The 26,159-nt window shown below is 52.6% G+C and carries 28 protein-coding genes and 1 tRNA gene; 11 read left to right on the top strand and 18 right to left on the bottom strand.

The window, feature by feature from the left end:
• The first annotated feature begins 239 nt into the window (after window positions 1-239).
• Entirely contained in the window at window positions 240-3,407 is a 3,168-nt protein-coding gene (locus ACQ0PY_RS02830) for an autotransporter outer membrane beta-barrel domain-containing protein (protein WP_157959974.1), read from the top strand.
• Window positions 3,408-3,717: 310 nt separating this feature from the next.
• Here ACQ0PY_RS02830 and ACQ0PY_RS02825 read toward each other — a convergent pair.
• The 6 genes from ACQ0PY_RS02825 to rlmE all read right to left on the bottom strand — a co-directional run bounded on the left by ACQ0PY_RS02825 (window position 3,718) and on the right by rlmE (window position 9,302).
• Window positions 3,718-3,804 (bottom strand) — tRNA-Leu (locus tag ACQ0PY_RS02825).
• Window positions 3,805-3,813: 9 nt separating this feature from the next.
• Entirely contained in the window at window positions 3,814-4,146 is a 333-nt protein-coding gene (gene secG, locus ACQ0PY_RS02820; protein ID WP_109739800.1) for a preprotein translocase subunit SecG, read from the bottom strand.
• Window positions 4,147-4,374: 228 nt separating this feature from the next.
• Complete coding sequence (gene glmM, locus ACQ0PY_RS02815) at window positions 4,375-5,712, bottom strand: phosphoglucosamine mutase (protein ID WP_042998287.1); 1,338 nt, start codon at window positions 5,710-5,712, stop codon at window positions 4,375-4,377.
• Window positions 5,705-6,553 (bottom strand): dihydropteroate synthase, encoded by an 849-nt coding sequence (gene folP, locus ACQ0PY_RS02810; RefSeq protein WP_042998288.1) that lies wholly within the window; start codon window positions 6,551-6,553, stop codon window positions 5,705-5,707. The genes glmM and folP overlap by 8 nt, the downstream gene beginning before the upstream one ends.
• Window positions 6,554-6,641: 88 nt before the next feature.
• Window positions 6,642-8,573 (bottom strand): ATP-dependent zinc metalloprotease FtsH, encoded by a 1,932-nt coding sequence (ftsH, locus tag ACQ0PY_RS02805; RefSeq protein WP_044255934.1) that lies wholly within the window; start codon window positions 8,571-8,573, stop codon window positions 6,642-6,644.
• A 99-nt stretch (window positions 8,574-8,672) separates the two neighbouring features.
• Window positions 8,673-9,302, bottom strand: coding sequence for a 23S rRNA (uridine(2552)-2'-O)-methyltransferase RlmE (rlmE, locus tag ACQ0PY_RS02800; protein ID WP_042291855.1), 630 nt, complete (start codon window positions 9,300-9,302; stop codon window positions 8,673-8,675).
• A gap of 126 nt (window positions 9,303-9,428) precedes the next feature.
• Between rlmE and yhbY the strand changes: the two genes are divergently transcribed.
• Window positions 9,429-9,722, top strand: a complete 294-nt coding sequence (yhbY, locus tag ACQ0PY_RS02795; protein WP_041686369.1) for a ribosome assembly RNA-binding protein YhbY — start codon at window positions 9,429-9,431, stop codon at window positions 9,720-9,722.
• A 145-nt stretch (window positions 9,723-9,867) separates the two neighbouring features.
• Here yhbY and greA read toward each other — a convergent pair whose 3' ends face one another.
• Window positions 9,868-10,344, bottom strand: coding sequence for a transcription elongation factor GreA (gene greA, locus ACQ0PY_RS02790; RefSeq protein WP_042998290.1), 477 nt, complete (start codon window positions 10,342-10,344; stop codon window positions 9,868-9,870).
• Window positions 10,345-10,590: 246 nt separating this feature from the next.
• On the opposite strand from greA, the gene dacB reads away from it, so the two are divergent.
• A complete protein-coding gene (gene dacB / locus ACQ0PY_RS02785) occupies window positions 10,591-12,024 on the top strand; it encodes a serine-type D-Ala-D-Ala carboxypeptidase (protein ID WP_044263639.1) in 1,434 nt (477 codons plus the stop codon).
• Between the two features lie 48 nt (window positions 12,025-12,072).
• Here the strand turns inward: dacB and cgtA are convergent, their stop codons facing one another.
• From cgtA to rplU, 4 genes are all read right to left on the bottom strand, one after another.
• On the bottom strand, window positions 12,073-13,245 hold the full coding sequence (cgtA, locus tag ACQ0PY_RS02780) for an Obg family GTPase CgtA (RefSeq protein ID WP_042998292.1): 1,173 nt from the start codon (window positions 13,243-13,245) through the stop codon (window positions 12,073-12,075).
• A gap of 15 nt (window positions 13,246-13,260) precedes the next feature.
• A complete protein-coding gene (locus tag ACQ0PY_RS02775; RefSeq protein ID WP_109739799.1) occupies window positions 13,261-14,226 on the bottom strand; it encodes a DMT family transporter in 966 nt (321 codons plus the stop codon).
• A gap of 128 nt (window positions 14,227-14,354) precedes the next feature.
• On the bottom strand, window positions 14,355-14,612 hold the full coding sequence (gene rpmA / locus ACQ0PY_RS02770; protein ID WP_003861831.1) for a 50S ribosomal protein L27: 258 nt from the start codon (window positions 14,610-14,612) through the stop codon (window positions 14,355-14,357).
• Window positions 14,613-14,631: 19 nt separating this feature from the next.
• Complete coding sequence (gene rplU, locus ACQ0PY_RS02765) at window positions 14,632-14,943, bottom strand: 50S ribosomal protein L21 (RefSeq protein ID WP_003025032.1); 312 nt, start codon at window positions 14,941-14,943, stop codon at window positions 14,632-14,634.
• Between the two features lie 258 nt (window positions 14,944-15,201).
• Between rplU and ispB the strand changes: the two genes are divergently transcribed.
• Window positions 15,202-16,173 (top strand): octaprenyl diphosphate synthase, encoded by a 972-nt coding sequence (gene ispB, locus ACQ0PY_RS02760; protein WP_042998294.1) that lies wholly within the window; start codon window positions 15,202-15,204, stop codon window positions 16,171-16,173.
• 227 nt (window positions 16,174-16,400) lie between these two features.
• Complete coding sequence (sfsB, locus tag ACQ0PY_RS02755; RefSeq protein ID WP_042998295.1) at window positions 16,401-16,688, top strand: DNA-binding transcriptional regulator SfsB; 288 nt, start codon at window positions 16,401-16,403, stop codon at window positions 16,686-16,688.
• 55 nt (window positions 16,689-16,743) lie between these two features.
• On the opposite strand, the gene murA is transcribed toward sfsB, so the two are convergent.
• From murA to mlaF, 7 genes are all read right to left on the bottom strand, one after another.
• Window positions 16,744-18,003 (bottom strand): UDP-N-acetylglucosamine 1-carboxyvinyltransferase, encoded by a 1,260-nt coding sequence (murA, locus tag ACQ0PY_RS02750; protein ID WP_044329009.1) that lies wholly within the window; start codon window positions 18,001-18,003, stop codon window positions 16,744-16,746.
• Between the two features lie 52 nt (window positions 18,004-18,055).
• The gene (gene ibaG, locus ACQ0PY_RS02745) at window positions 18,056-18,310 is read right to left on the bottom strand and encodes a BolA family iron metabolism protein IbaG (protein WP_042325065.1); all 255 of its coding nucleotides are present in this window, start codon (window positions 18,308-18,310) and stop codon (window positions 18,056-18,058) included.
• A 123-nt stretch (window positions 18,311-18,433) separates the two neighbouring features.
• The gene (gene mlaB / locus ACQ0PY_RS02740) at window positions 18,434-18,730 is read right to left on the bottom strand and encodes a lipid asymmetry maintenance protein MlaB (protein WP_042998297.1); all 297 of its coding nucleotides are present in this window, start codon (window positions 18,728-18,730) and stop codon (window positions 18,434-18,436) included.
• A complete protein-coding gene (gene mlaC / locus ACQ0PY_RS02735; RefSeq protein ID WP_042998298.1) occupies window positions 18,730-19,365 on the bottom strand; it encodes a phospholipid-binding protein MlaC in 636 nt (211 codons plus the stop codon). The genes mlaB and mlaC overlap by 1 nt, the downstream gene beginning before the upstream one ends.
• An 18-nt stretch (window positions 19,366-19,383) precedes the next feature.
• Window positions 19,384-19,941: an outer membrane lipid asymmetry maintenance protein MlaD gene (mlaD, locus tag ACQ0PY_RS02730; RefSeq protein WP_043001758.1), complete on the bottom strand. Its 558-nt coding sequence runs from the start codon at window positions 19,939-19,941 to the stop codon at window positions 19,384-19,386.
• A 4-nt stretch (window positions 19,942-19,945) separates the two neighbouring features.
• Window positions 19,946-20,728, bottom strand: coding sequence for a lipid asymmetry maintenance ABC transporter permease subunit MlaE (gene mlaE, locus ACQ0PY_RS02725; protein ID WP_044255944.1), 783 nt, complete (start codon window positions 20,726-20,728; stop codon window positions 19,946-19,948).
• 7 nt (window positions 20,729-20,735) lie between these two features.
• Complete coding sequence (gene mlaF, locus ACQ0PY_RS02720; protein WP_042998300.1) at window positions 20,736-21,548, bottom strand: phospholipid ABC transporter ATP-binding protein MlaF; 813 nt, start codon at window positions 21,546-21,548, stop codon at window positions 20,736-20,738.
• Between the two features lie 208 nt (window positions 21,549-21,756).
• Between mlaF and ACQ0PY_RS02715 the strand changes: the two genes are divergently transcribed.
• Genes ACQ0PY_RS02715 through lptB form a run of 6 tightly spaced genes read left to right on the top strand, consistent with a single transcriptional unit; the run spans window position 21,757 to window position 26,149 of the window.
• A complete protein-coding gene (locus tag ACQ0PY_RS02715) occupies window positions 21,757-22,734 on the top strand; it encodes a calcium/sodium antiporter (protein WP_042998301.1) in 978 nt (325 codons plus the stop codon).
• 14 nt (window positions 22,735-22,748) lie between these two features.
• Window positions 22,749-23,735: an arabinose-5-phosphate isomerase KdsD gene (gene kdsD, locus ACQ0PY_RS02710; RefSeq protein WP_042998302.1), complete on the top strand. Its 987-nt coding sequence runs from the start codon at window positions 22,749-22,751 to the stop codon at window positions 23,733-23,735.
• A gap of 20 nt (window positions 23,736-23,755) precedes the next feature.
• Window positions 23,756-24,322, top strand: coding sequence for a 3-deoxy-manno-octulosonate-8-phosphatase KdsC (kdsC, locus tag ACQ0PY_RS02705; protein ID WP_109739798.1), 567 nt, complete (start codon window positions 23,756-23,758; stop codon window positions 24,320-24,322).
• On the top strand, window positions 24,319-24,894 hold the full coding sequence (lptC, locus tag ACQ0PY_RS02700) for an LPS export ABC transporter periplasmic protein LptC (protein WP_044255950.1): 576 nt from the start codon (window positions 24,319-24,321) through the stop codon (window positions 24,892-24,894). Before kdsC ends, lptC begins: the two co-directional genes overlap by 4 nt.
• Entirely contained in the window at window positions 24,863-25,417 is a 555-nt protein-coding gene (gene lptA / locus ACQ0PY_RS02695; RefSeq protein WP_042325045.1) for a lipopolysaccharide ABC transporter substrate-binding protein LptA, read from the top strand. The genes lptC and lptA overlap by 32 nt, the downstream gene beginning before the upstream one ends.
• A 6-nt stretch (window positions 25,418-25,423) precedes the next feature.
• Window positions 25,424-26,149, top strand: coding sequence for an LPS export ABC transporter ATP-binding protein (gene lptB, locus ACQ0PY_RS02690; protein ID WP_044263650.1), 726 nt, complete (start codon window positions 25,424-25,426; stop codon window positions 26,147-26,149).
• The last annotated feature ends 10 nt before the right edge of the window (window positions 26,150-26,159 follow it).

The raw sequence follows: 26,159 nt of genomic DNA, 5'->3' as shown, positions 1-26,159 counted from the left end.
AGCACTCCTGGGATTATTGATAATAATATTATTCTATTCCCAATTGAGCGAATTTTTATTTATCCTGTATTTCATTCACCTCGTAACTAATGAAAATTGTTCTTCAACGCTGATTTTCGGATTTTTATATTTGCACTCAAAAAGTCATCCTCGATATTCTTTTCATAAACGATGAAGATTAAACCAATTTGGTAATTATCTGAATCAATTGTTAATGAAGAAGCAAAAGGATGTTGCTTATGTATAGTTATAATGAAAATAATTGTCTGAAAATAAAAATGCTTACTATAACGATCATGATGGCGTTAGCACCGTGGAAGGCTATCGCGGTCAACGATGGTACCGTTATGGCTGGCGCGAACCAGACAATAACCTTAACGCCAGGTGGACAATATACGAATACCGCCTCCACTGTTGTTCTGGACGCTTACCGCACCGGAGGTATCATCAGCGGTAACAACGTGGAGATTTATGCTGACCGTACGCTTTATGGTGCGACATATACGCTTTTGAGAGCATATGGAGGTGGGGAAATTCGATTGTCGAATTCGACAGCCAGTCTGACTTCAACCACACAGTCAGGCTCTTATCACGATCGGCTTTTTTTGGCTCAGGATGCTGGAAGTCTATTAAATATTGCCAATACATCACTATGGAGTTATGCCTATCTTGGCGAAGTAAGTAATGGTGCATCTGCGGTTATCAGCAACAGTACAGTCTCCACTGGGCGAGGCGTGAAGGTTACTGGCACCGGCTCGCACCTGGATATAAACAATGATTCTGATATCACCATTCGTGGAGATAGCTACGGTTTAGATGATACAGGAATTAAGGTCACCGGCGGCGCCACGCTGAATATTGAGAACAGTCGGATTACTGTTCTGGATAACGGGGATGATTCAAGCTCATCATTACCGCCGAATCCGGCAGCCATTACCGTCTCGAATGCTCTGGCCCCGAGCGATCTTGCAACCAGAGCCACATTAAATAACCTCTCGATTGAAACAAGAGGTTATCAGTCAAATGCCGTGACTGTCACTCACGGAAATGTCTCCGCAGCGATGAACAATCTCACTATTGTCACACGCGGTCTGGGATCACATGGACTTTATATTGATGCAACTGCAAATGTTGCCTCTTCACTCTCCAATTCTTCCATTGAGACGTTTGGTTACTCCGGCGTAGGGGCGCAAGTCATAGATAATACAGAGTTGACACTGGATAACATCGATATCACATCTCACGGATACCGCTCAACCGGGATTATCGCTGCCCAGAGGGGGAGCGGTTTACCCCAGACAACAATCCTGACCGCCACAGACATCGATATTACCATGAATGGTAAAGACAGTATCGGTGTGGAAAATACCCGGTCTAAAACCTACCTGAATGATATTCGACTCACGCTTAGAGGTGATAACTCTACGGCCGTCAGTGTTGGTGCGTATATTTATGAGGCCACAGCCCATATTGACAACCTGACAGCACAAGTTTCAGGCAATAACTCGACGGGGATGTTTCTCGGCGGAAGCCCGGATATCAGATTCAATCAGAACAGCATAAACATGACAGGTAATAATAGTCATGGTTTGCTGGTCGGCTACCAGACAATAAGCTCCAGCAGCGCGTTACCGATGGTTGAAAGCCATATTGAAACCCGGGATGGCTACGCAGTGCGAACGATTAATACCGACCTTAATCTTGATTTAACCCGCTCGACGCTGACGGGACGTAGCGGCGGAGAGGCAGGTACAGCGGTCAGTGTCGAAGACAACGGCGCGTACCAGTCCGGTGTGGTGAACGTCGCTGCCAACGACAATTCGCACATTTTTGGTGATGCGGTTTCGCGTTCTGCTAATGCCACGGCGCTGAATATCGCCCTGAATGGTTCATCAACAATGACCGGTCGTATTGTTCGCGGGTACAGTATGGCGCTGGATGAGACCAGCCGCTGGAATGTGACAGGGGATTCCGATATTACGAGCCTGACGAATACAGGCACAGTGGCATTTACTCCACCTGGGGAGAACGGCGTCTTCAAAACCATTACTGTCGGAAATTATCTGGGTGGCGGTACGTTAATCATGAATACTGCGCTGGGCGATGATAGCTCAGCAACCGACAAACTGGTCGTGACAGGTGATACTGCCGGAACCACCAGACTGTATGTAAACAATTTCCATGGGTCCGGCACCACAACGGTAAATGGTATAGAAGTGATAAGCGTGGGCGGGCAATCAGATGGCCTGTTTACGCTTGAAAATCGCGCTCTGGCCGGGGCATACGAATATTTCCTGCATCAGGATGAGGGTGACTGGTATTTGCGCTCTGCACTGGCTCCAGAACCAGAGCCAGAGGACCCTGTGGAACCGGAAATACCGGTCAACGATCCTGAAGAACCAGAATCACCAGAAATACCGGGCAATGACACGCCAGTTGCACCTCCATCGCCCGCTGCGGAAACCGAGCAGAAACCGCAAATTTATCGCCCTGAAGCCGGGGCCTATCTCGCCAACATGGCAGCGGCAAATCGTCTTTTCAGCCATACCCTGAAAGATCGTGAAGGTCGGGCACAAGATTCCAGCATATGGTTACGGCAACAGGCGTTCCGTAGTAAATCACAAGACGGCAGCGGTCAGTTGCAGATGCGCGGAAACAGCTATGTCATTCAGGGAGGCGGTGAACTGTGGAGTGGTCAATTCAGCGAACAGGATAGACTCGGTGTAGGCATCATGGCGGGTTATGGCTACAGCCGCGGGAATACGCAATCCACAAAAACACATTATGACGCCAAAAATAGCCTCCATGGCTACAGCGTGGGCACTTACGCCACCTGGTATCAAAATTCAGAGTCCCGCAACGGCCTGTATATCGATAGCTGGTTGCAATACAGTGCGTTTCGCGCATCGGTGAATGGCGATGGAGTGGCGAGCGAAAGTTATAACATCAGTGGTCTGAGCGGTTCACTGGAGAGTGGCTATCGTCAACCGCTGCACCAGAGCGCTAATGGCTCGCTTTTCATCACCCCGCAGGCACAGGTCATCTGGAGTGGCATTAAAGCCGATCCTCATCAGGAAGTGAACGGTACGCGAGTTGACGGTAGCGCCGGCACCCAAACACGTCTTGGTCTGAATCTTTCGTACGACACGCTGAATGCGCAAACCAGGGGTAAGCAGTTTACCGTTTACGGTGAGGTCAATTGGCTGCACAACACCCGGAATGTCAATGCCACGCTGGACAACGTCAGGGTTGAACAGGCTGGAAGTCGCAATGTCGGGGAAGTGAAACTGGGTCTTGAGGGCCAGGTGACGGACACCCTCACCCTCTGGACAAACCTTGCACATCAGGTTGGAACGAAGAGCTACTGTGATACCTCGGCAAATATCGGTATTAAGTACCATTTTTGAGTCGATGATAACGCACTGAAGCGACCGTATTCTGGAAACAGTCTCAGTCCGCACAGAGAAGCCGTATCGATGTTCTCCTGACTGACTTTTCAGGGTACGGTTATCAAATAACTCCAACCTAATCGACAATATCTGCCCGGGCTAGTCCCGGGTTCTTTTTATCCGCATCCTGATGCGCCAGCCAACAGTAAGATCGCCGTGGAAGCATTCTGGGTTATCAAAGGAGCGGGTAAAAATGAGGAAGGACGTCAGCATTACGCAGGCTTCAGATACGACAATGGACGTCTATTGACGTCCATTGCTTGAATATTGGTACCGAGGACGGGACTTGAACCCGTAAGCCCTATTGGGCACTACCACCTCAAGGTAGCGTGTCTACCAATTCCACCACCTCGGCACAGAAATCTTACTGTGGGATATCGCTGCTCGGCTTAGCCGGAGCAGTTGGCTGAGGCTGTTCGGTTTTCGCCGGCGCGCTCAGATTTTCCCACTCACTTCCTTTATTGGTTTTGTTGCTGTTGATATTGCCCAGCACCAGACTGATGATAAAGAACAACGTCGCCAGCACAGCCGTCATACGGGTCATGAAGTTACCAGAACCACTTGAACCAAACAGCGTAGCGGAAGCGCCTGCTCCGAAGGAGGCTCCCATATCAGCGCCTTTACCTTGCTGCAGCATGATCAAGCCCACAAGGGCAATTGCCACAATAAGGAAAACTACCAAAAGAGCTTCGTACATAATCAACCTGTTCCTTGCGGAGTTGCCGCATACCAATTGCTTCTAACCAATAAAGCGGGATATTTTACTGTTTCCCACTGAAGCGGGTGTGAATACTAACCAAAGCGAATGACCTTCGCAAGGGCAATTTTAGTGCATTGTATCAACTGCGGAAAAAAACAGCAAAAGCCGGGTTTCCCTTTAATAAAAAGGCAGCAAATGCCGCCTTTTTATGCAGTTAAGTCTGTATTACACCGCTTTAACCGCATCCGCAATGCGATGGGCAAACTCGGTCACCTGGGCTTCATCTTCGCCTTCAACCATCACGCGGATTAACGGCTCAGTGCCCGATTTACGCAGCAATACACGTCCACGACTTCCCAGCGCAGATTCTACGTCCGCAGTCACGGCTTTCACCGTATCATTTTCCAGCGGATCGCCGCTACCGGCGGTGTAACGCACATTTACCAGGATCTGCGGGAACATTTTCATGCCGCTGCAGAGATCGTGAAGGCTCATGTGGTTACGCACCATCGCCGCTACTACCTGCAAACCGGCAACAATGCCGTCACCGGTGGTGGTTTTATCCAGCAGAATGACGTGACCAGAGTTTTCCGCCCCGATACGCCAGCCTTTTTCCTGCATTTTTTCCAGCACGTAGCGGTCACCGACTTTCGCACGGGTAAACGGAATGCCGAGTTGCTTGAGCGCCAGTTCCAGCCCCATATTGCTCATCAGCGTCCCGACCGCGCCACCGCGCAGTTGTCCCTGACGCAGGGCTTCACGGGCGATGATATACATGATCTGATCGCCATCGACTTTATTGCCTTCATGGTCAACCATGATCACGCGGTCACCGTCACCATCCAGCGCGATACCCAGATCGGCTTTTTCCGCGAGCACGCGGGCCTGCAAGGCACGCACATCGGTGGCACCGACTTCTTCGTTAATATTCACGCCATTGGGCTCACAGCCAATGGTAATCACTTTCGCACCCAGTTCACGCAGCACGTTAGGCGCAATGTGGTAGGTTGCCCCGTTAGCGCAATCCACCACAATTTTAAGTTCGTTCAGGCTTAACTCGTTCGGAAAGGTGCCTTTGCAAAATTCAATGTAGCGCCCTGCTGCATCAACGATGCGGCTGGCTTTACCGAGCTCAGCGGAGTCCACACAGGTGATCTCTTTTTCCATCTCCGCTTCAATGGCTTCTTCGACGGCGTCGGGTAGTTTGGTACCGTCGATGGAGAAGAATTTAATACCGTTGTCATAGAACGGGTTATGCGATGCGGAGATCACAATCCCGGCTTCGGCGCGGAAAGTACGCGTCAGGTAAGCAACTGCAGGCGTCGGCATTGGGCCCGTAAACGAGGCGGACAACCCTGCTGCCGCCAGACCCGCTTCAAGTGCTGACTCCAGCATGTAACCGGAAATACGGGTATCTTTGCCGATGATGATTTTACGCGAGCCGTGGCGCGCCAGGACTTTACCGGCCGCCCAGCCCAACTTCAGTACAAAATCAGGCGTAATCGGCGCATCGCCCACACGGCCCCGGATCCCATCAGTGCCAAAATATTTACGGTTACTCATAGCGTTTGTTTTCCTTTGCGGACAATGTGGCTTCCACCACACGCATCGCTTCTACGGTTTCTTTGACGTCATGGACACGAATGATCTGCGCCCCCTGCATAGCAGCAATGACCGCACAGGCAAGGCTACCGCTCAGACGCTCTGATGGGCCCACATTGAGCAGTTGGCCCACCATCGATTTACGTGACATTCCCACCAGCAGCGGCAGGTTAAAATGGTGAAATTCAGCCAGTCGCGCCAGTAATGTATAGTTATGGGAGAGATTTTTACCGAAACCGAATCCCGGGTCGAGCAACAATTTCTCTTTTGCGATGCCTGCCCTTTCACAACGTGCTATTTGCTCAATAAAGTAGCGATTTACCTCGGCAAACACGTCCTCATATTTGGGCGCTTCCTGCATGGTCTTCGGCTGTCCCTGCATATGCATCAGACAAACCGGTAAACCAGTTTCTGCCGCCGCCTCCAGCGCGCCGGGTTCAGAGAGCGAGCGAATATCGTTAATGATGTGAGCACCGACTCTTGCCGATTCGCGGATCACTTCAGGCTTTGAGGTATCAACAGAAATCCAGACTTCAAAACGTTGGGCAATCGCCTCAACCACCGGGATAACACGCGCCAGTTCCTCTTCCACACTCACATCCGCCGCACCGGGGCGCGTAGACTCACCGCCGACATCAATGATAGTCGCCCCGGCATTAATCATCAGATTGGCATGTTTCACTGCCTCAATCAGCGTGTTGTGCGTTCCACCATCCGAGAAAGAGTCTGGCGTGACGTTAAGGATCCCCATCACATGAGGATGGCTGAGATCCAGTGAAGTGCCCTGGGCATAGAGTTTCATGGTGTTATCCCTGGTATAAATTGATAAGAAAAAACCCCGGAGCAAGCCCCAGGGTTTTCAATTAAACGCAGTCATCAACAACGGTAACTTATTTGTCGCCTAACTGCTCTGACATGGTATTACCTGGGTTCGGCGTGCGCGGTTCATCAACCGGGCGCGGCGCACGAGGCGTGCCATTGTTGTCAGAATTGTTAGAGCCCGGTTCTTCCCAGCCAGCTGGCGGGCGAACATCGCGGCGAGCCATCAGGTCATCAATCTGCGGCGCATCGATGGTCTCATATTTCATGAGCGCATCTTTCATGGCGTGCAGGATGTCCATGTTGTCATTCAGGAGCTGGCGTGCACGATTGTAGTTACGCTCAATCAGTGCTTTCACTTCCTGGTCGATGATACGCGCGGTTTCATCGGACATATGTTTCGCTTTTGCAACGCTACGACCGAGGAATACTTCGCCCTCTTCTTCCGCATACAACAGCGGACCGAGTTTGTCGGAGAAGCCCCACTGGGTCACCATGTTACGCGCCAGGTTAGTGGCCACTTTAATGTCGTTCGACGCACCGGTAGAAACATGTTCAACACCGTAGATGATCTCTTCTGCCAGACGACCGCCGTACAGCGTGGAGATCTGACTTTCCAGCTTCTGGCGGCTGGCGCTGATCGCGTCGCCTTCAGGCAGGAAGAAGGTCACACCCAGCGCACGACCGCGCGGGATAATCGTCACTTTATGCACCGGATCGTGTTCCGGTACCAGGCGACCGATAATCGCATGGCCTGCTTCGTGGTACGCGGTTGATTCTTTCTGCGCTTCCGTCATCACCATGGAGCGACGTTCCGCACCCATCATGATTTTGTCTTTCGCTTTCTCGAACTCAACCATCGACACGACGCGCTTGTTGCCACGAGCAGCAAACAGTGCCGCTTCGTTCACCAGGTTCGCCAGGTCCGCACCGGAGAAGCCCGGCGTACCACGGGCAATGATTGCCGCGTCGATATCCGGCGCCAGTGGTACACGACGCATATGGACTTTCAGGATCTGTTCACGACCGCGAACATCTGGCAGGCCCACGACGACCTGACGGTCGAAACGACCTGGACGCAACAGCGCAGGGTCAAGAACATCCGGACGGTTGGTTGCCGCGATAACGATGATACCTTCGTTACCTTCGAAACCATCCATTTCAACCAGCATCTGGTTCAGCGTCTGCTCACGTTCATCATGACCGCCACCCAGGCCTGCGCCACGTTGGCGACCCACGGCATCGATTTCATCGATGAAGATAATGCACGGTGCCGCTTTCTTCGCTTGTTCGAACATGTCACGCACACGAGATGCACCAACACCGACGAACATTTCCACGAAGTCAGAACCTGAAATCGTAAAGAATGGAACCTTCGCTTCACCTGCAATGGCTTTCGCCAGCAAGGTTTTACCGGTACCCGGAGGACCGACCATCAGGACGCCTTTCGGGATTTTACCGCCCAGTTTCTGGAAGCGGCTCGGCTCGCGCAGGTATTCAACCAGTTCCGCTACCTCTTCTTTCGCTTCGTCACAACCTGCGACGTCGGCAAACGTGGTTTTGATCTGATCTTCCGTCAGCATGCGCGCTTTGCTCTTACCGAACGACATGGCACCTTTGCCACCGCCGCCCTGCATCTGACGCATAAAGAAGATCCAGACGCCGATCAACAGCAGCATTGGGAACCAGGAAATGAAGATGGAAGCCAACAGGCTCGGTTCTTCTGGTGGTTCACCCACAACCTTGACGTTCTTAGTCAGCAGGTTATCAAGCAGCTTCGGATCGCTTACCGGAATGTAGGTCGTGTAACGGTTACTATCTTTCTTGGTAACGTTGATCTCACGTCCGTTGATACGTGCTTCACGAACCTGGTCGTTGTTGACCTCTTGCAGGAAGGTAGAGTAATCCACCTTACGGCCATTAGACTCGCTGGGCCCAAAGCTCTGGAATACTGACATCAGCACAACGGCAATGACCAGCCAGAGTATTAGGTTTTTCGCCATGTCACTCAAGGGATTAACCTCTTATTACAACTGTGTTAAAAACAGCGTCAGGATACTCTATATCCAGCGTCTTTCAAACTTTCGTCTGAAATCGACCAGTTATGGTTTACGCCCGGTCGCTACAATATACACTTCACGCGAACGTGCGCGAGAAGAGTCCGGTTTACGAACTTTCACCTTCGTAAACAGGGAGCGAATTTCCCTTAGGTACTCATCGAAACCTTCGCCCTGGAACACCTTCACTACAAAACTGCCACCCGGCGCTAGCACATCACGACACATTTCTAACGCCAGTTCCACCAGATACATGGCACGGGGGATATCCACCGCTGGTGTTCCGCTCATGTTTGGTGCCATATCTGACATGACAACCTGGACTTTACTGTCACCCACGCGTTCCAGCAGCGCTTTCATGACAAGTTCATCACGAAAATCGCCCTGAAGAAAGTCCACACCAACGATAGGATCCATAGGTAAAAGATCACAAGCGATGATACGGCCTTTGCCGCCAATCTGCGAGACCACATACTGTGACCAGCCTCCTGGCGCAGCACCGAGATCGACTACCGTCATCCCCGGCTTAAAAAGTTTGTCACTTTGCTGTATTTCATCAAGTTTAAACCAGGCACGGGAACGCAACCCCTTTTTCTGTGCCTCTTGAACATATTTATCGCTAAAGTGTTCCTGAAGCCAGCGACTCGAGCTGGCAGAACGCTTCTTACCTGTCATTTAACTTTCCCATCGGGGCAGAACATCGTTGCCATACGGCGTAAATTTCCACGCACTATTTGGCGATATATGGGAGATGGCGGTAGAATGACCCGTTTTCAATCCCAACGTAAGCAAAAATATACGATGAATCTGAGTACTAAACAAAAACAGCACCTGAAAGGTCTGGCACATCCGCTCAAGCCGGTCGTTATGCTTGGCAATAATGGTTTGACCGAAGGGGTACTGGCCGAGATTGAACAAGCGTTAGAGCACCATGAACTCATCAAGGTGAAAGTCGCGTCTGAAGATCGCGAAACAAAAACCTTGATCGTGGACGCTATCGTGCGCGAAACCGGCGCCTGTAATGTACAGGTCATCGGTAAAATGCTGGTGCTTTATCGCCCGAGTAAAGAACGCAAAATCTCGCTGCCACGCTAAGAATATCCTAAAGTCGAACACAAAACCTGTGTAAAACGAGGGATTTCCCGCAAGCAGGAGAGCAAAATGCCACGCTCTCTTCGTTGATAAAAGGCCGCTATGCGGCCTTTTTCCTTTCTTTACAATACATCAACATCTTGAGCACTTACAGGTATTCTACCTTAGTGATTTCATATTCGACTTCGCCGCCTGGCGTTTTGATCACCACGACGTCATCCTGTTCTTTGCCAATCAGGCCGCGTGCAATCGGCGAATTGACGGAAATCAGGTTCTGTTTGAAGTCCGCTTCGTCATCGCCCACGATACGCCAGGTCTGCTCTTCGTCGTTATCAAGGTTCAGAACGGTGACCGTCGCGCCAAAGACAACGCGACCGTTATTCGGCATTTTGGTGACATCGATGACCTGAGCATTCGACAACTTCGCTTCGATGTCTTTGATACGACCTTCACAGAACCCCTGCTGTTCACGCGCCGCATGATATTCCGCATTCTCTTTCAGATCGCCATGCTCACGCGCTTCGGCAATAGAGGCGATAATTTCAGGACGGCGCACAGATTTCAGAAAATCCAGCTCTTCGCGTAATTTTTCTGCACCACGTAAGGTCATCGGAATCGCTTGCATTTGTTATACCTCTTGAACATTCCTGTAGGGGGCGATTGCTGTGCCCCGGCTGTTAAGCCTGCCCCGGTATGGCGTCATACCCGGACCAGAAGCAAAAAAATACCGACCCGGACGCAAGGTCCAGGTCAGCTACAATTCTTAATTTGATACTCATTTTACCCTGGAGTTCCCTATGGGTCATCGTTTACTTTCCAGGGCATTGCGCCGTAGTATGTCGGCTTGTTTCCAGGTTGTTAGCGCGAGATTATGCGATTTTCCAGATTTATCATCGGATTGACCACCAGTGTAGCGTTCAGCGTCCAGGCCGCGAACGTTGACGAGTACATCAACCAGCTCCCTGCCGGAGCTAACCTTGCCCTCATGGTCCAGAAGGTCGGCGCCCCGACTCCCGCAATTGATTATCATAGTCAGCAAATGGCACTTCCTGCCAGTACGCAGAAAGTGATTACCGCGCTGGCGGCCTTAATTCAGCTTGGCCCTGACTTCCGCTTTACGACCACGCTGGAGACCAAAGGCAGCGTTGATGCGGGCGTTCTCAAAGGTGATTTAGTGGCGCGATTTGGTGCCGATCCGACGCTAAAAAGGCAGGATATTCGGAATATGGTGGCGAACCTGAAAAAAGCAGGCGTCACGCAAATCACCGGAAACGTCCTGATTGATACCTCTGTTTTTGCCAGTCACGATAAAGCGCCGGGATGGCCCTGGAACGACATGACCCAGTGCTTCAGCGCGCCGCCTGCGGCCGCCATTGTCGATCGAAACTGCTTCTCGATTTCGCTCTACAGCGCGCAAAAAGCGAACGATTTGGCCTATATTCGCGTAGCGTCTTACTACCCGGTCACCATGTTCAGCCAGGTTCGCACCCTCCCACGCGGCTCTGCGGAGGCGCAATATTGTGAACTGGACGTGGTTCCGGGCGATTTAAACCGCTTCACGTTGACCGGGTGTCTGCCGCAGCGTGCCGACCCTCTGCCGCTGGCATTTGCCATTCAGGACGGCGCCAGCTATGCCGGGGCGATCCTGAAAGATGAACTCAAACAGGCCGGTATCACCTACAGCGGAACCTTATTACGCCAGACACAGGTTAATGAGCCAGGCACCATTGTGGCCAGTAAGCAGTCTGCGCCGCTGCACGATCTGCTTAAGATTATGCTGAAAAAGTCGGACAACATGATTGCCGACACCGTCTTCCGAATGATTGGTCACGCACGGTTTAATGTACCGGGAACGTGGCGTGCGGGCTCCGATGCTGTGCGGCAGATCCTGCGTCAACAAGCCGGAGTCGATATTGGCAATACGATTATTGCCGACGGCTCCGGCCTGTCGCGCCATAACCTGATCGCCCCTGCCACCATGATGCAGGTTCTGCAATACATCGCGCAGCATGACAACGAGCTGAATTTCATCTCAATGCTGCCGCTGGCGGGCTATGACGGCTCTCTGCAGTACCGTGCGGGTCTGCATCAGGCGGGCGTCGATGGTAAGGTCTCAGCGAAAACGGGATCATTGCAAGGGGTGTACAACCTGGCGGGCTTTATTACCACCGCCAGCGGGCAACGGATGGCGTTTGTACAATATCTGTCGGGTTATGCGGTAGAACCTGCCGATCAACGTAACCGCCGCATTCCTCTGGTTCGCTTTGAAAGCCGATTGTACAAAGATATCTATCAGAATAACTGAGTCCGCAAAAACAAAAACCCCGGCAACATGTCCGGGGTTTTCCTGAGATTAACGCTTATAGATGAACTCGACGCCTTCTTCGTCGTCTTCGTCCCAGTCGTCATCCCAGTCGTCTTCCGCTTCTTCTTCCACTTCAGCGATTTGCTGGCGATGATAATCATCCCACATGAACTCGACTTTCTCTGGCTGCTTAGCTTCTTCCGCCTGAGTAATCGGGTTCTCGATAATAAAGGTCATCACATCCCAGCAGAGATCTTTTACGCCCAGTTGGCTGGCGGCAGAGATCAGATAGTATTTATCTTCCCAGCCCAGCGCCTGGGCGATAGCTTTGGCTTTCTCTTCCGCTTCGACTTTGTCCAGCAAATCGATCTTGTTGAACACTAACCAGCGCGGTTTAGCTGCCAGATCCTGACTGTATTTTTCCAGCTCGCCGATGATGATGCGCGCATTCTCAACCGGATCGGAGCCGTCGATAGGATCGATGTCAATGAGATGCAGCAGTACGCGGCAACGCTCAAGGTGTTTCAGGAAGCGGATACCCAGACCGGCACCTTCCGCAGCGCCTTCAATCAGCCCCGGAATGTCCGCCACCACGAAGCTCTTCTCGTTATCCATACGGACAACACCGAGGCTCGGCACCAGCGTGGTAAACGGATAATCCGCCACTTTAGGCTTCGCCGCAGAGACCGCACGGATAAAGGTCGATTTACCGGCATTTGGCATCCCCAGCATGCCCACATCCGCTAGCAGCATCAGCTCCAGCAGCAGATCACGCTTGTCACCCGGCGTCCCCATCGTTTTCTGACGTGGCGTACGGTTGACGGAAGATTTGAAACGGGTGTTACCCAGACCGTGCCAGCCGCCTTTTGCGACCATCAGACGCTGACCGTGCTTAGTCATGTCGCCCATGGTTTCGCCCGTGCCCTGATCGATCACACGCGTACCTACCGGCACTTTAATCGTGACATCTTTCCCGCGTTTACCGGTACAGTCACGGCTGGCGCCATTCTGGCCTCGTTCTGCGCGGAAAGATTTCTCAAAACGGTAATCGATCAGGGTGTTCAGGTTTTCGTCGGCTTCCATCCAGACGTCGCCACCATCACCGCCATCGCCACCGTCCGGGCCGCCTTTCGGGATGTATTTCTCACGGCGGAAGCTTACGCAACCATTGCCGCCATCGCCTGCAACGACCAGAATCGTTGCTTCATCAACAAACTTCATTTTACTCTCCGTAAATCATTCGCCTGAGCGGGGCTGCGATACCACCGATTCATGCTTACGTAATCCGCCCCAAATACGATGACCAATGGCGGAGTACATCGCGCCCGCAACCACGACAAACGCACCGAGATAACCGAGAAGGTTTAACATCGGTCTGGCGAAGAAATCGGGCCAGGCCATAGATAAAAGATCTGAAAATAACAGCGTAAACAGCGGGGTGAGCGTGATTAATGCGCTCACCTGCGCTGCCTGCCAACGCGCCATCGCTTCCGCCAGGGCGCCATATCCTACCAGTGTATTCAGCCCACAGAAAATTAAACAGGCAAGCTGCCAGTCACTGAGCTGGGCTATCACGCCGGGCTTCGCCAGCGGCAATAGCACTATCGTACATAAAGTGTACAGTAAAAACAGAATCTGCGGTGATGCCAGACGCCGCAATAACACCTTTTGCGCGACACCATAGCTTACCCAGACCGTAGCCGCACCGACGCCAAAAATGACGCCCCAGGTGTAATCGGTCAGCCTGGTAAAAATTTCGATCAGACTGGTGTTGAAGAACATCACCAGTCCGCACAACAGCATTATCGCGCCGACAATCTGCGTACCGCGCATTTTCTCTTTAAGGATAAATACGCTCGCGACCATCATGCCCACTGGCGACAGTTGGCCGATCACCTGCGAAGCCGTTGGGCTTAAATACTGCAGGGAAGAGCTGAACAGGATGAAGTTGCCAAAGAGCCCACCGGTAGCAATTGCCAGCAGAACCAGCCAGCGCGCTTTGCGAAAAATTCGCAGCGGCGGAAGCTTACGCTTCGCGGCCAGAATCGCCCCGAGGCCAATACTGGCGATTAAAAAACGGTAAAAAACGATGGTAGGAGGCTCCATCACCTCCAGCACCTGCTTCATAGCAATTGGCAAAGCCCCCCAACATACCGCCGTTGTGAGCGCCAAAAGAATACCAATGCCAGCCTGCTGCTTCATGCCCGTTTCCCTGCAAGGGCTCGTTATCCGGTGCAAAGCGGTTTCACGAGCATATTTACCGGTCGTCGAATGTAAAAAGCCCCGCAACAGGGTGCGGGGCTTTTATCCGTTACCGGACCACGAAAAACTTACTCAGCAACGATGCTGATGTATTTACGGTTGTTCGGGCCTTTAACTTCAAATTTCACTTTACCGTCTGCTTTAGCAAACAGAGTGTGGTCACGACCGCAACCTACGTTAGTGCCAGCGTGGAACTTGGTACCACGTTGACGAACGATGATGCTACCCGCCAGAACGGATTCGCCACCGAAACGCTTAACGCCCAGGCGTTTAGCTTCTGAATCGCGACCGTTACGAGTTGAGCCGCCAGCCTTTTTATGTGCCATTTAAATCTCTCCTCAGGTCTTAGGCGCTGATGCCAGTAATTTTCACATCAGTGAACCACTGACGATGGCCCTGCTGCTTACGATAGTGTTTACGACGACGAAACTTAACGATTTTAACTTTCTCGCCACGACCGTGAGCAACAACTTCAGCTTTGATAACGCCGCCATCAACGAAAGGAACGCCGATTTTGACTTCTTCACCGTTTGCGATCATCAGAACTTCAGCGAATTCAACAGATTCGCCAGTTGCGATGTCCAGCTTTTCCAGGCGAACGGTCTGACCTTCGCTTACTCGGTGTTGTTTACCACCACTTTGGAAAACCGCGTACATAAAAAACTCCGCTTCCGCGCACACCTTTTCAATGATTCAGAGTGCGCTATAAATATTCACAATAGGGCGCGAATATTACGCAAAACGTGAGCCTTTGACAAGTGCTACAGTCAATACATGAAGAAAAAAAACACAACGTGTACGGTAACGTTTATCTGCGGCGTTTTTTCAGTACAATCAGCATATATTTCTAACCCTAAACCCTAAGTTACCTTGCCGCATGATGAGGTAAACGGGGCGAAAAGCCCGGCTTTTGCGATGAATTTAGAAAAAATCAACGAGTTAACCGCGCAAGATATGGCGGGTGTCAATGCGACAATCCTTGAACAGCTTAATTCCGACGTCCAACTGATCAATCAGTTAGGCTATTACATTGTGAGCGGTGGCGGTAAACGCATTCGCCCGATGATTGCCGTCCTCGCGGCGCGCGCCGTTGGCTATCAGGGAAATGCCCATGTCACGATCGCGGCATTGATCGAATTTATCCACACCGCCACCCTGCTTCATGACGATGTGGTGGATGAATCCGATATGCGCCGGGGTAAAGCCACTGCGAACGCCGCGTTTGGTAATGCCGCCAGCGTGCTGGTTGGCGATTTTATCTATACCCGAGCTTTCCAGATGATGACCAGCCTCGGCTCGCTGAAAGTGCTGGAGGTGATGTCTGAAGCTGTGAACGTCATTGCTGAAGGTGAAGTCCTGCAGTTAATGAATGTTAACGACCCTGACATTACGGAAGACAGCTATATGCGGGTGATCTACAGTAAAACAGCGCGTCTGTTTGAAGCGGCGGCGCAGTGTTCCGGTCTCCTCGCGGGCTGTAGTGAAGCCGAGGAAAAAGGACTGCAGGACTATGGTCGCTATCTGGGCACTGCATTCCAGTTGATTGACGATCTGCTGGACTATAACGCCGACGGCGAACAGCTCGGTAAAAATGTCGGTGATGACCTGAACGAAGGCAAACCGACGTTACCGCTGCTGCATGCGATGCGTAACGGTACGCCAGAGCAGGCACAAATGATTCGCCATGCGATCGAGCAAGGCAATGGCCGACATCTTCTGGAGCCCGTGCTGGAAGCGATGAACGCCTGCGGCTCACTGGAATGGACACGTCAACGTGCGGAAGAAGAGGCTGACAAAGCCATCGCCGCGCTGCAGGTGCTGCCGGATTCCCAATGGCGCGAAGCGTTGATCGGCCTGGCGCATATCGCCGTCCAGCGCGATCGCTAATAACGATGGAATCATCCCGCCACTCTGCGCGGGATGATTCATAAAAGATCTAATAAAACCCGCCGAATCTCTCTATTCCGCTGCAAGCAAAGCAATAACTCTTAATAAATTCTGAATATTCAAACTCTTTACTTGAACATATTAGAACAACAATTCTCTGGGAGTATAGTGTCTTCTGCAAATTGATGGTGCAAATCAACGATGAATGACCATAAACGAGGGGATAAATGGAGAGCAAACTCATTGACTGGCATCCGGCAGATATCATTGCTGGATTACGTAAAAGAGGGACATCAATGGCTGCCGAGTCACGCAGAAACGGATTAAGTTCCTCCACGCTGGCAAACGCCTTAACCCGACCATGGCCGAAAGGCGAGCTGATCATTGCGAAAGCGCTCGGAACGGATCCCTGGGTGATCTGGCCTTCACGATACCATGACGCAAAAACTCATGCGTTTATCGACAGAACGCGCATGATGCGGGCGTCACGTCGTGACAAACAGGATGTAGAGTAAGGCACAAAGCAGTAGCCCCAGCCATTGGCAATGGGGCTACTGATTTCATTGACGCTTATTCGGCTTTCACGCGCTCGATATTGGCACCCAGGGCGCGCAGTTTATCTTCGATACGCTCGTATCCGCGATCGATATGATAAATACGATCCACGACCGTCGTCCCTTCTGCAATACATCCCGCCAGCACCAGACTGGCCGACGCACGCAGATCCGTTGCCATCACCTGCGCACCGGAGAGCTTATCCACACCGTGACAAATCACGGTATTGCTTTCGATTTCTGCATGAGCGCCCATACGGCTCAGCTCAGGCACGTGCATAAAGCGGTTTTCAAACACGGTTTCCGTGATGAATCCGGTCCCTTCCGCTACCAGGTTCAGCAACGTGAACTGGGCCTGCATGTCCGTCGGGAATGCCGGGTGCGGTGCAGTGCGCACGTTGACAGCTTTCGGACGTTTACCGTGCATGTCGAGGCTAATCCAGTCTTCACCCACTTCGATATCCGCGCCGGCATCGCGCAGTTTCGCCAGTACCGCGTCCAGCGTATCCGGCTGCGCGTTACGACAGAGGATTTTGCCGCGAGAAATTGCCGCTGCGACCAGGAAAGTCCCGGTTTCGATACGGTCCGGCAATACGCGATAGACACCACCGCCCAGACGTTCTACGCCTTCGATGGTGATACGATCGGTACCCTGGCCGGAAATTTTCGCTCCCAGAGCAATCAGGAAGTTGGCCGTGTCGACAATTTCTGGTTCACGTGCGGCGTTTTCAATGATGGTGGTGCCTTCCGCCAGCGTGGCAGCACACATGATGGTGACCGTTGCGCCAACGCTGACTTTATCCATGACGATATGCGCGCCTTTCAGACGACCATCCACGGAGGCTTTCACATAGCCTTCTTCCAGCGTGATCGTGGCGCCCAGTTGCTCCAGACCGGTGATATGCAAGTCAACCGGACGTGCGCCGATCGTGCAACCGCCAGGCAGAGAAACCTGGCCCTGACCAAAACGGGCCACCAACGGTCCCAGCGCCCAAATTGATGCGCGCATGGTTTTTACCAGGTCATACGGTGCGCAGAAAACATTAACGTCGCGGGCATCGATGTGCACGGAGCCATTGCGTTCCACTTTGGCGCCAAGCTGACTCAGCAGTTTCATCGAGGTATCAACGTCCTTCAGTTTCGGGACGTTCTGGATCTCTACCGGCTCTTCCGCCAGCAACGCCGCGAAAAGGATCGGCAGAGCGGCGTTTTTCGCGCCAGAAATTGTGACTTCGCCCTCGAGCCGGGTTGGCCCTTGTACACGAAATTTATCCATGATGTTGTTCTCAGTTAAAATTCATCGTCGTTACCGGTGTGACACCCGTAACTCAAAAACCGTTTAGTTTGCGATCGCGCGCCCATTCTGCGGGGGTATACGCTTTGATCGACAGGGCATGAATGCGATTGTCCGCAATGTACTCCATCAGCGGCGCATAGACCGACTGCTGCTTCTTCACCCGGCTCATGCCGTCAAACATCTCACCCACGGCAATAACCTGAAAGTGACTGCCATCGCCAGAGACGTGGACTTCCTGGAGGGAGAGTGCGTTCATCAGCACGCTCTGAATTTCATTATTTTCCATGGGCTCTTCATTCGTCAGATTGTGAATACAGCCCAACATCTTAGAGCAAAGTTGCGCTGTCATAAATAAGCAAAAAGCCTCGCGGGTCAATCCAGCGAGGCTGTAGATAATAACGTACTGATATTACTGACGCGGAAGCACGTCAGCAGGCAGATTATAGAGTTCCGCCAGGGTAAAGACTTTGTCATTCACCCCCGACAACGACACGTTGTTGCCCTGCTGTTTCGCCAGACTGATGAGATGGACCAGCAGCGCCAGTCCCCCCGTATCCACTCGGGAAACCTGACTGAGGTCGATGCAGGTGACACCGGTCATTGCTTCAATGCGCGCATCCCACAAAGGATTAAGCACATCCTGGTCCAGTTCTCCCACCAGCGCCAGCTTGTCACCGTCACGCGTCCAGTTGAGTGACTGAGTCATTACTTCTTCTCTTCCAGCGTGATTTTTTGCTGCGCGATAGATTTCAGTTGCGCCGTCAGTCCATCGATCCCTTTAGTACGCAGCAGATCGCTCCACTCGTTCTGTTTGGTAGTGATCATGCTGACGCCTTCGGCGATCATGTCATAGGCCTGCCAGTGACCCGTCTGAGTGTTTTTACGCCACTGGAAGTCCAGACGCACCGGAGGACGGCCGTTGGGATCGAGGATGGTTACACGGATCGGAACGATGCTCGCATCACCCAACGGTTGTTCCGGAGCAATCTGATACGTCTGACCGTGATACATCGCCAGCGCCTGGCCGTAGGCCTGTTTCAGGTATTCACGAAACGCGGCGAAGTAGGCTTCACGCTGAGCCGGAGTGGCTTCTTTGTAGTAACGCCCCAACACCAGCGCGCCAGCATATTTCACCTGCACATACGGCAGCAGTTCCTGGTCAACCACGTCACGCAGATAGTCCGGATTAGAACGGATTTTCGGCTGTTCGTTTTTCAGGCGGTCGAAGGTTTTCTGCGCCGCTTCATTCATCAACTTGTAAGGGTTGGTCTGATCGGCTGCAATGGCGGTGCTCAGCGGTGCAATCACCAGCAGAGCCACCATCATTAAACGCTTAAGCATAATTCGATTCTCCTGAGATTAATTCGTTGTGCCCGCAGGCCCAGTGGCTTCATTATGGCCTTCGGTCGGCGCCGACGCATCGCCAGAATTCTTATTGTCATCGCCTTTACTGTTGCTGTTGTAAAGGAACTGACCAATCATATCTTCCAGCACCATCGCGGATTTGGTGTCCTGGATTGTGCCGCCATCTTTGAGGATAGACGTTCCCAGCTCAGGATCTTCAAAACCGACGTTCAGCGCCAGATACTGTTCCCCCAGCAGACCGGACGTCCGGATGCTCAGCGAACTGGTATCAGGGATGTGGTTATAGCGCTCTTCGATGTCCAGCGTCACGCGCGGTAAATAGGTCTTCGGATCCAGAGAGATATCCGCCACGCGCCCCACCACCACACCACCGATACGCACCGGCGAGCGCACTTTCAGGCCGCCGATATTATCGAATGTCGCGTAAATCGTGTAGGTCGGTTCTGTGCGCATAGAGGTCACATTAGCCGCCTTCAGGCAGATAAACAGTGCGGCCAGCAATGCGGCTAATAAGAAGATCCCCACCCAAATTTCATTTTTTTTCGTTTGCATGAACTCAATTCCCAAACATCAATGCGGTCAGTACAAAGTCCAGACCCAGAACGGCCAGCGACGAGTGCACAACGGTGCGTGTGGTTGCCCGGCTGATTCCCGCCGAGGTCGGAATCGCATCATACCCATTGAATAATGCAATCCAGGTTACCGTAATGGCGAACACCACGCTTTTAATCAAACAGTTGACCAGATCCAGACGCCAGTCGACGGCATTCTGCATCGCAGACCAGAAGAAGCCAGCATCAATCCCCTTCCAGCTTACGCCGACCAGAGAACCGCCCCAGATCCCGACGGCCACAAACAAAATCGTCAACATCGGCAGCGAAATCACGCCCGCCCAGAATCGCGGAGAGATCACCCGGCGCAGGGGATCGACAGCCATCATTTCCATACTGGAAAGCTGCTCGGTCGCGCGCATCAGGCCAATTTCAGCGGTGAGTGCAGAGCCCGCACGCCCCGCAAATAACAACGCGGCGACAACCGGACCGAGTTCACGCAGCAGCGACAGTGCCACTAACATCCCCAGACTGGTTTCCGCGCTATAGGTGGTAAGTACCAGATAGCCCTGCAGCCCCAGCACCATGCCGATAAACACGCCAGAAACAATAATGATCAGCATCGACAGGACGCCCACATTATAAAGCTGGCGCACCAGCAACGGCGCGTGCTTACGAAATTCCGGTTTGCCGACCAGCGCATTGAACAACATTAACCCGGCGCGCCCGAACGTTCTGAGAGTTTTAATCCCCTTGTGTCCCAGCGTCGCCAGTGCATTTAACAGCATGAGTGGCTTAACTCCCTGTTCCGAGTAAATCAGAGTGATAATCGCCCGCAGGATAGCGGAACGGGACCGGCCCGTCTGCAATGCCATCCAGGAACTGACGCACACGCGGGTCGTCATTCTCTTGCAACGCCTGCGCGCTGCCGTGGGCCACAATCTTTTTGTCCGCCATAATATAGGCGTGATCGGCAATGCTCAGGACTTCCGGCACATCGTGAGAGACCACGACGCAGGTCACGCCCAGCGCATTGTTTAATTCAGAAATCAGTTTGACCAGCACGCCCATGGTGATCGGATCCTGTCCGACAAACGGTTCATCAAACATGATGAGATCCGGCTCCAGCGCAATGGCGCGTGCTAACGCCGCCCGGCGCGCCATCCCACCGGACAGTTCAGAGGGCATCAGTTTTGCCGCGCCGCGCAGACCGACAGCTTCCAGTTTCATCATCACCGTGCTCTTCAGTAACGGCGGGGGAAGCGTGGTATGTTCGCGTAGCGGATAGGCCACGTTATCAAACACGTTCATGTCGGTGAACAGCGCCCCGGACTGAAACAGCATACTCATCCGTTTGCGTACCGTGTAGAGGCGCGAGCGAGACATCTCAGGAATGTTCTCGCCATCAAACAAGATCTCCCCCTTGTCTGGCACAATTTGTCCGCCGATCAGACGCAAGAGCGTCGTTTTACCGATGCCCGATGGCCCCATGATCGCGGTTACCTTGCCACGCGGTACGGTCAGAGAGATGTTATCGAAAATGCAGCGGTCGCCGCGCGTAAAGCTGACATCGCGCATATCGACTAAATTCGCCACAGACTGCCCCATTGATTCATCCTTCGTGTTGCTTGTTGATCTCAGCATGGCGTGGAATTCAGCCATGAACCCAACATATTTACAGAATATTACCCGTGCTGGTTAGCTAAAGCTGGCATTTGTTTTACTTTTTAGCTGCATAAAGTCAAAATTAAGACTTCGTTACGGTTTCCAGACGATCCCGGTGGACCGGCGAGTATACCTGAAGAAAGGACTTTAGATGCTTTTAGCAACGGCGCTGTTAATTATTGGTTTATTATTGGTCGTCTACGGCGCCGACCGCCTGGTTTTTGCCGCGTCAATCTTATGTCGAACCTTTGGGATCCCGCCGCTGATTATCGGTATGACGGTAGTCAGTATAGGCACATCTCTGCCTGAAATTATTGTTTCTGTCGCCGCCTCTCTGCACGGGCAGTTAGATTTAGCCGTCGGCACCGCGCTCGGCTCTAACATTACTAACATTTTGTTGATCCTCGGGCTTGCCGCGCTGATCCACCCTTTTACCGTGCATTCCGATGTTCTGCGTCGCGAATTACCGCTAATGTTGCTGGTTAGCGTGGTGGCCGGATCCGTACTGTATGACGGACAACTCAGCCGCAGCGATGGTATCTTTCTTTTACTGTTAGCCGTGTTATGGCTGCTGTTCATTGTTAAAATCGCCCGTCTCGCTGAGCGTCAGGGCAATGACAGCCTCACCCGGGAACAGGTTGCCGAGTTGCCGCGTGAAGGCGGATTACCGGTGGCGTTTTTATGGCTGGGCATTGCGCTGATTATCATGCCGATGGCGACCCGAATGGTGGTGGATAACGCCACTGTGATTGCCAATTTCTTCGCGATGAGCGAACTGACGATTGGCCTGACGGTGATCGCAATTGGCACCAGCCTGCCTGAACTGGCAACCGCTATCGCTGGCGTGCGCAAAGGTGAGAACGATATCGCAGTGGGCAATATCATCGGCGCGAACATTTTTAACCTCACCATTGTTCTCGGCCTTCCCGCTCTGATTACGCCGGGTGACGTCAATCCGCTGGCGTTCAGCCGTGACTACAGCGTGATGCTGCTGGTGAGCATCATCTTTGCATTACTTTGCTGGCGGCGTCCCCGCCAGTCCGGTCGCGGCGCGGGCGTGCTGCTGACCGGCGGTTTTATCGTATGGCTGGCGATGCTGTATTGGCTATCGCCACTTCTCGTTGGATAACTGGAAACAGACATATGTCGCACTTAGCGTTACAACCGGGTTTTGACTTTCAGCAAGCCGGCAAAGAAGTTCTGGCGATTGAACGTGAAGGCCTGGCGGAGCTCGATCAGTACATCAACCAGGATTTCACTCTCGCCTGTGAGAAAATGTTCAACTGCACCGGCAAAGTGGTGGTGATGGGCATGGGGAAATCGGGGCATATTGGCCGCAAAATGGCCGCGACCTTTGCCAGCACCGGCACCTCTTCCTTCTTCGTTCATCCGGGCGAAGCCGCCCACGGCGATCTGGGAATGGTGACCTCGCAGGATGTAGTGATTGCCATCTCCAACTCCGGGGAATCCAGCGAGATCGCGGCCCTGATTCCAGTTCTTAAGCGACTGCAGGTTCAGCTTATCTGCATCACCGGGCGACCAGAAAGCAGCATGGCGCGTGCTGCGGATGTCCATCTGTGTGTTAAAGTACCGCAAGAAGCCTGTCCGCTTGGACTGGCCCCGACAAGCAGCACCACCGCTACATTAGTGATGGGCGATGCGCTGGCGGTGGCGTTATTAAAGGCGCGCGGCTTTACCGCTGAGGATTTTGCTCTGTCGCATCCGGGCGGTGCGCTAGGGCGTAAACTGCTGTTGCGCGTGAACGATATTATGCATACGGGTGATGAAATCCCGCATGTCACCAAAGAAGCCAGCCTGCGCGATGCGCTGCTGGAGATAACCCGCAAGAACCTCGGGATGACCGTGATTTGCGATGATGCGATGAAGATCGACGGTATCTTCACCGACGGTGATTTACGTCGCGTCTTTGATATGGGCGTTGATGTGCGCCAGCTCGGTATCGCCGACGTGATGACGCCAGGGGGCATTCGCGTGCGTCCAGGAATACTGGCGGTCGATGCCCTGAACTTAATGCAGTCTCGTCATATCACCTCCGTAATGGTTGCCGATGGCGACCAGTTACTCGGTGTGTTACATATGCATGATCTCCTGCGTGCAGGCGTTGTGTAGAAATTCAAGGATAAAAAGAAATGAGCAAAGCAGGTGCGTCGCTTGCGACCTGTTATGGACCCGTCAGCGCAGACGTCATCGCCAAAGCAGAGAATATCCGTCTGCTGATTCTTGATGTCGATGGCGTGCTGTCGGATGGCCTGATTTATATGGGCAACAACGGTGAAGAGCTGAAGGCTTTCAACGTCCGTGACGGTTACGGGATCCGTTGTGCGCTGACGTCTGATATCGACGTCGCCATCATTACCGGACGAAAGGCTAAACTAGTAGAAGATCGGTGTGCCACACTGGGGATCACGCACCTGTATCAGGGGCAGTCGGACAAGCTGGTCGCCTTTCACGATCTGTTGGCAAAACTGGCGATTGCGCCGGAAAAGGTGGCCTACGTCGGTGACGATCTGATTGACTGGCCGGTGATGGAAAAAATTGGCCTGAGCATTGCCGTTGCGGATGCGCATCCGTTACTGCTTCCGCGCGCGGATTATGTCACGAAAATCGCGGGCGGACGCGGCGCGGTACGAGAAGTCTGTGATTTATTATTACTGGCGCAGGGTAAGCTTGATGAGGCCAAAGGGCAATCGATATGAGTAAAGCCAGACGTTGGGTTATCATTCTACTGTCATTGGCCGTGCTGGTGCTGATTGGGATTAACCTGGCCGATAAAGACGACACGGCGCAGGTGGTGGTGAATACGAGCGATCCGACCTATAAGAGCGAGCATACGGATACCGTTGTCTACAGTCCGGAAGGTGCGCTGAGCTATCGTTTGATCGCCCAACATGTTGAGTATTATTCCGATCAGGCCGTTTCGTGGTTCACACAACCCGTATTAACGACGTTTGATAAGGACAAGATCCCGACGTGGTCAATCAAGGCTGATAAAGCCAAGCTAACCGAGGATCGAATGCTGTATCTTTATGGTCACGTTGAAGTCAACGCGCTGGTGCCTGACGCTCAACTTCGCAGAATTACCACCGATAACGCGCAGATCAATCTGGTGACGCAGGATGTTACCTCTGAAGACCTCGTCACGTTATACGGAACAACATTTAACTCCAGCGGACTGAAAATGCGCGGCAACTTACGCAACAAGAACGCCGAGCTGATTGAAAAGGTTAGAACCTCCTATGAAATTCAAAACAAACAAACTCAGCCTTAATCTTGTGCTTGCCAGCTCACTTCTGGCCGCCAGCATTCCGGCGTTCGCCGTCACGGGCGATACCGAACAGCCGATCCACATCGAATCGGACCAGCAGTCTCTGGATATGCAGGGCAACGTCGTGACCTTCACCGGTAATGTCATTGTGACCCAGGGCACTATCAAAATTAACGCCGATAAAGTGGTCGTTACCCGCCCTGGCGGTGAAGAGGGTAAAGAGGTCATTGATGGCTTCGGCAACCCGGCCACGTTCTATCAAATGCAGGACAACGGTAAGCCGGTAAAAGGCCATGCGTCGAAAATGCATTATGAACTGGCGAAAGATTTTGTCGTGCTCACCGGCAATGCGTATCTGGAACAGCTCGACAGCAACATCACCGGTGACAAAATTACCTATCTGGTGAAAGAGCAGAAAATGCAGGCCTTCAGTGAGAAAGGCAAGCGTGTGACCACCGTTCTGGTTCCGTCGCAGTTGCAGGACAAAAACAAAAACCAGGCTCCGGCTCAGAAAAAGAGTAACTAATTCGTTATGGCAACATTAACTGCAAAGAATCTGGCGAAGGCCTACAAGGGCCGCCGCGTCGTGGAAGATGTCAGCCTGACCGTCAACTCGGGCGAGATTGTCGGTCTGCTTGGGCCGAACGGTGCGGGTAAAACCACCACCTTCTACATGGTCGTCGGCATTGTGCCGCGCGATGCCGGTAACATCATTATTGATGATGAAGACATCAGTCTGCTGCCGTTGCACGCCCGCGCGCGCCGCGGAATTGGCTATCTGCCGCAGGAAGCGTCGATTTTTCGCCGCCTGAGCGTGTACGATAACCTGATGGCCGTACTACAAATTCGTGACGATCTCACCAGCGAACAGCGTGAAGACCGCGCTAACGAGCTGATGGAAGAGTTCCACATTGAGCATCTGCGCGACAACATGGGTCAGTCACTCTCCGGCGGGGAACGTCGCCGTGTGGAAATCGCCCGCGCCCTCGCCGCCAACCCGAAATTTATCCTGCTGGATGAACCCTTTGCCGGCGTTGACCCCATCTCCGTTATCGATATCAAACGCATTATTGAGCATCTGCGTGACAGCGGTCTCGGCGTGTTGATTACCGACCATAACGTCCGCGAAACGCTGGCCGTGTGTGAACGTGCCTATATCGTGAGCCAGGGACACCTGATCGCGCACGGCACGCCGACAGAAATCCTGCAGGACGAACACGTGAAGCGCGTATACCTTGGGGAAGACTTCAGACTCTGATAGGGTAGAA

The sequence above is a fragment of the Citrobacter sp. LST-B2 genome (assembly GCF_057983045.1).
This window is presented reverse-complemented; position numbering and strand designations above follow the sequence as displayed.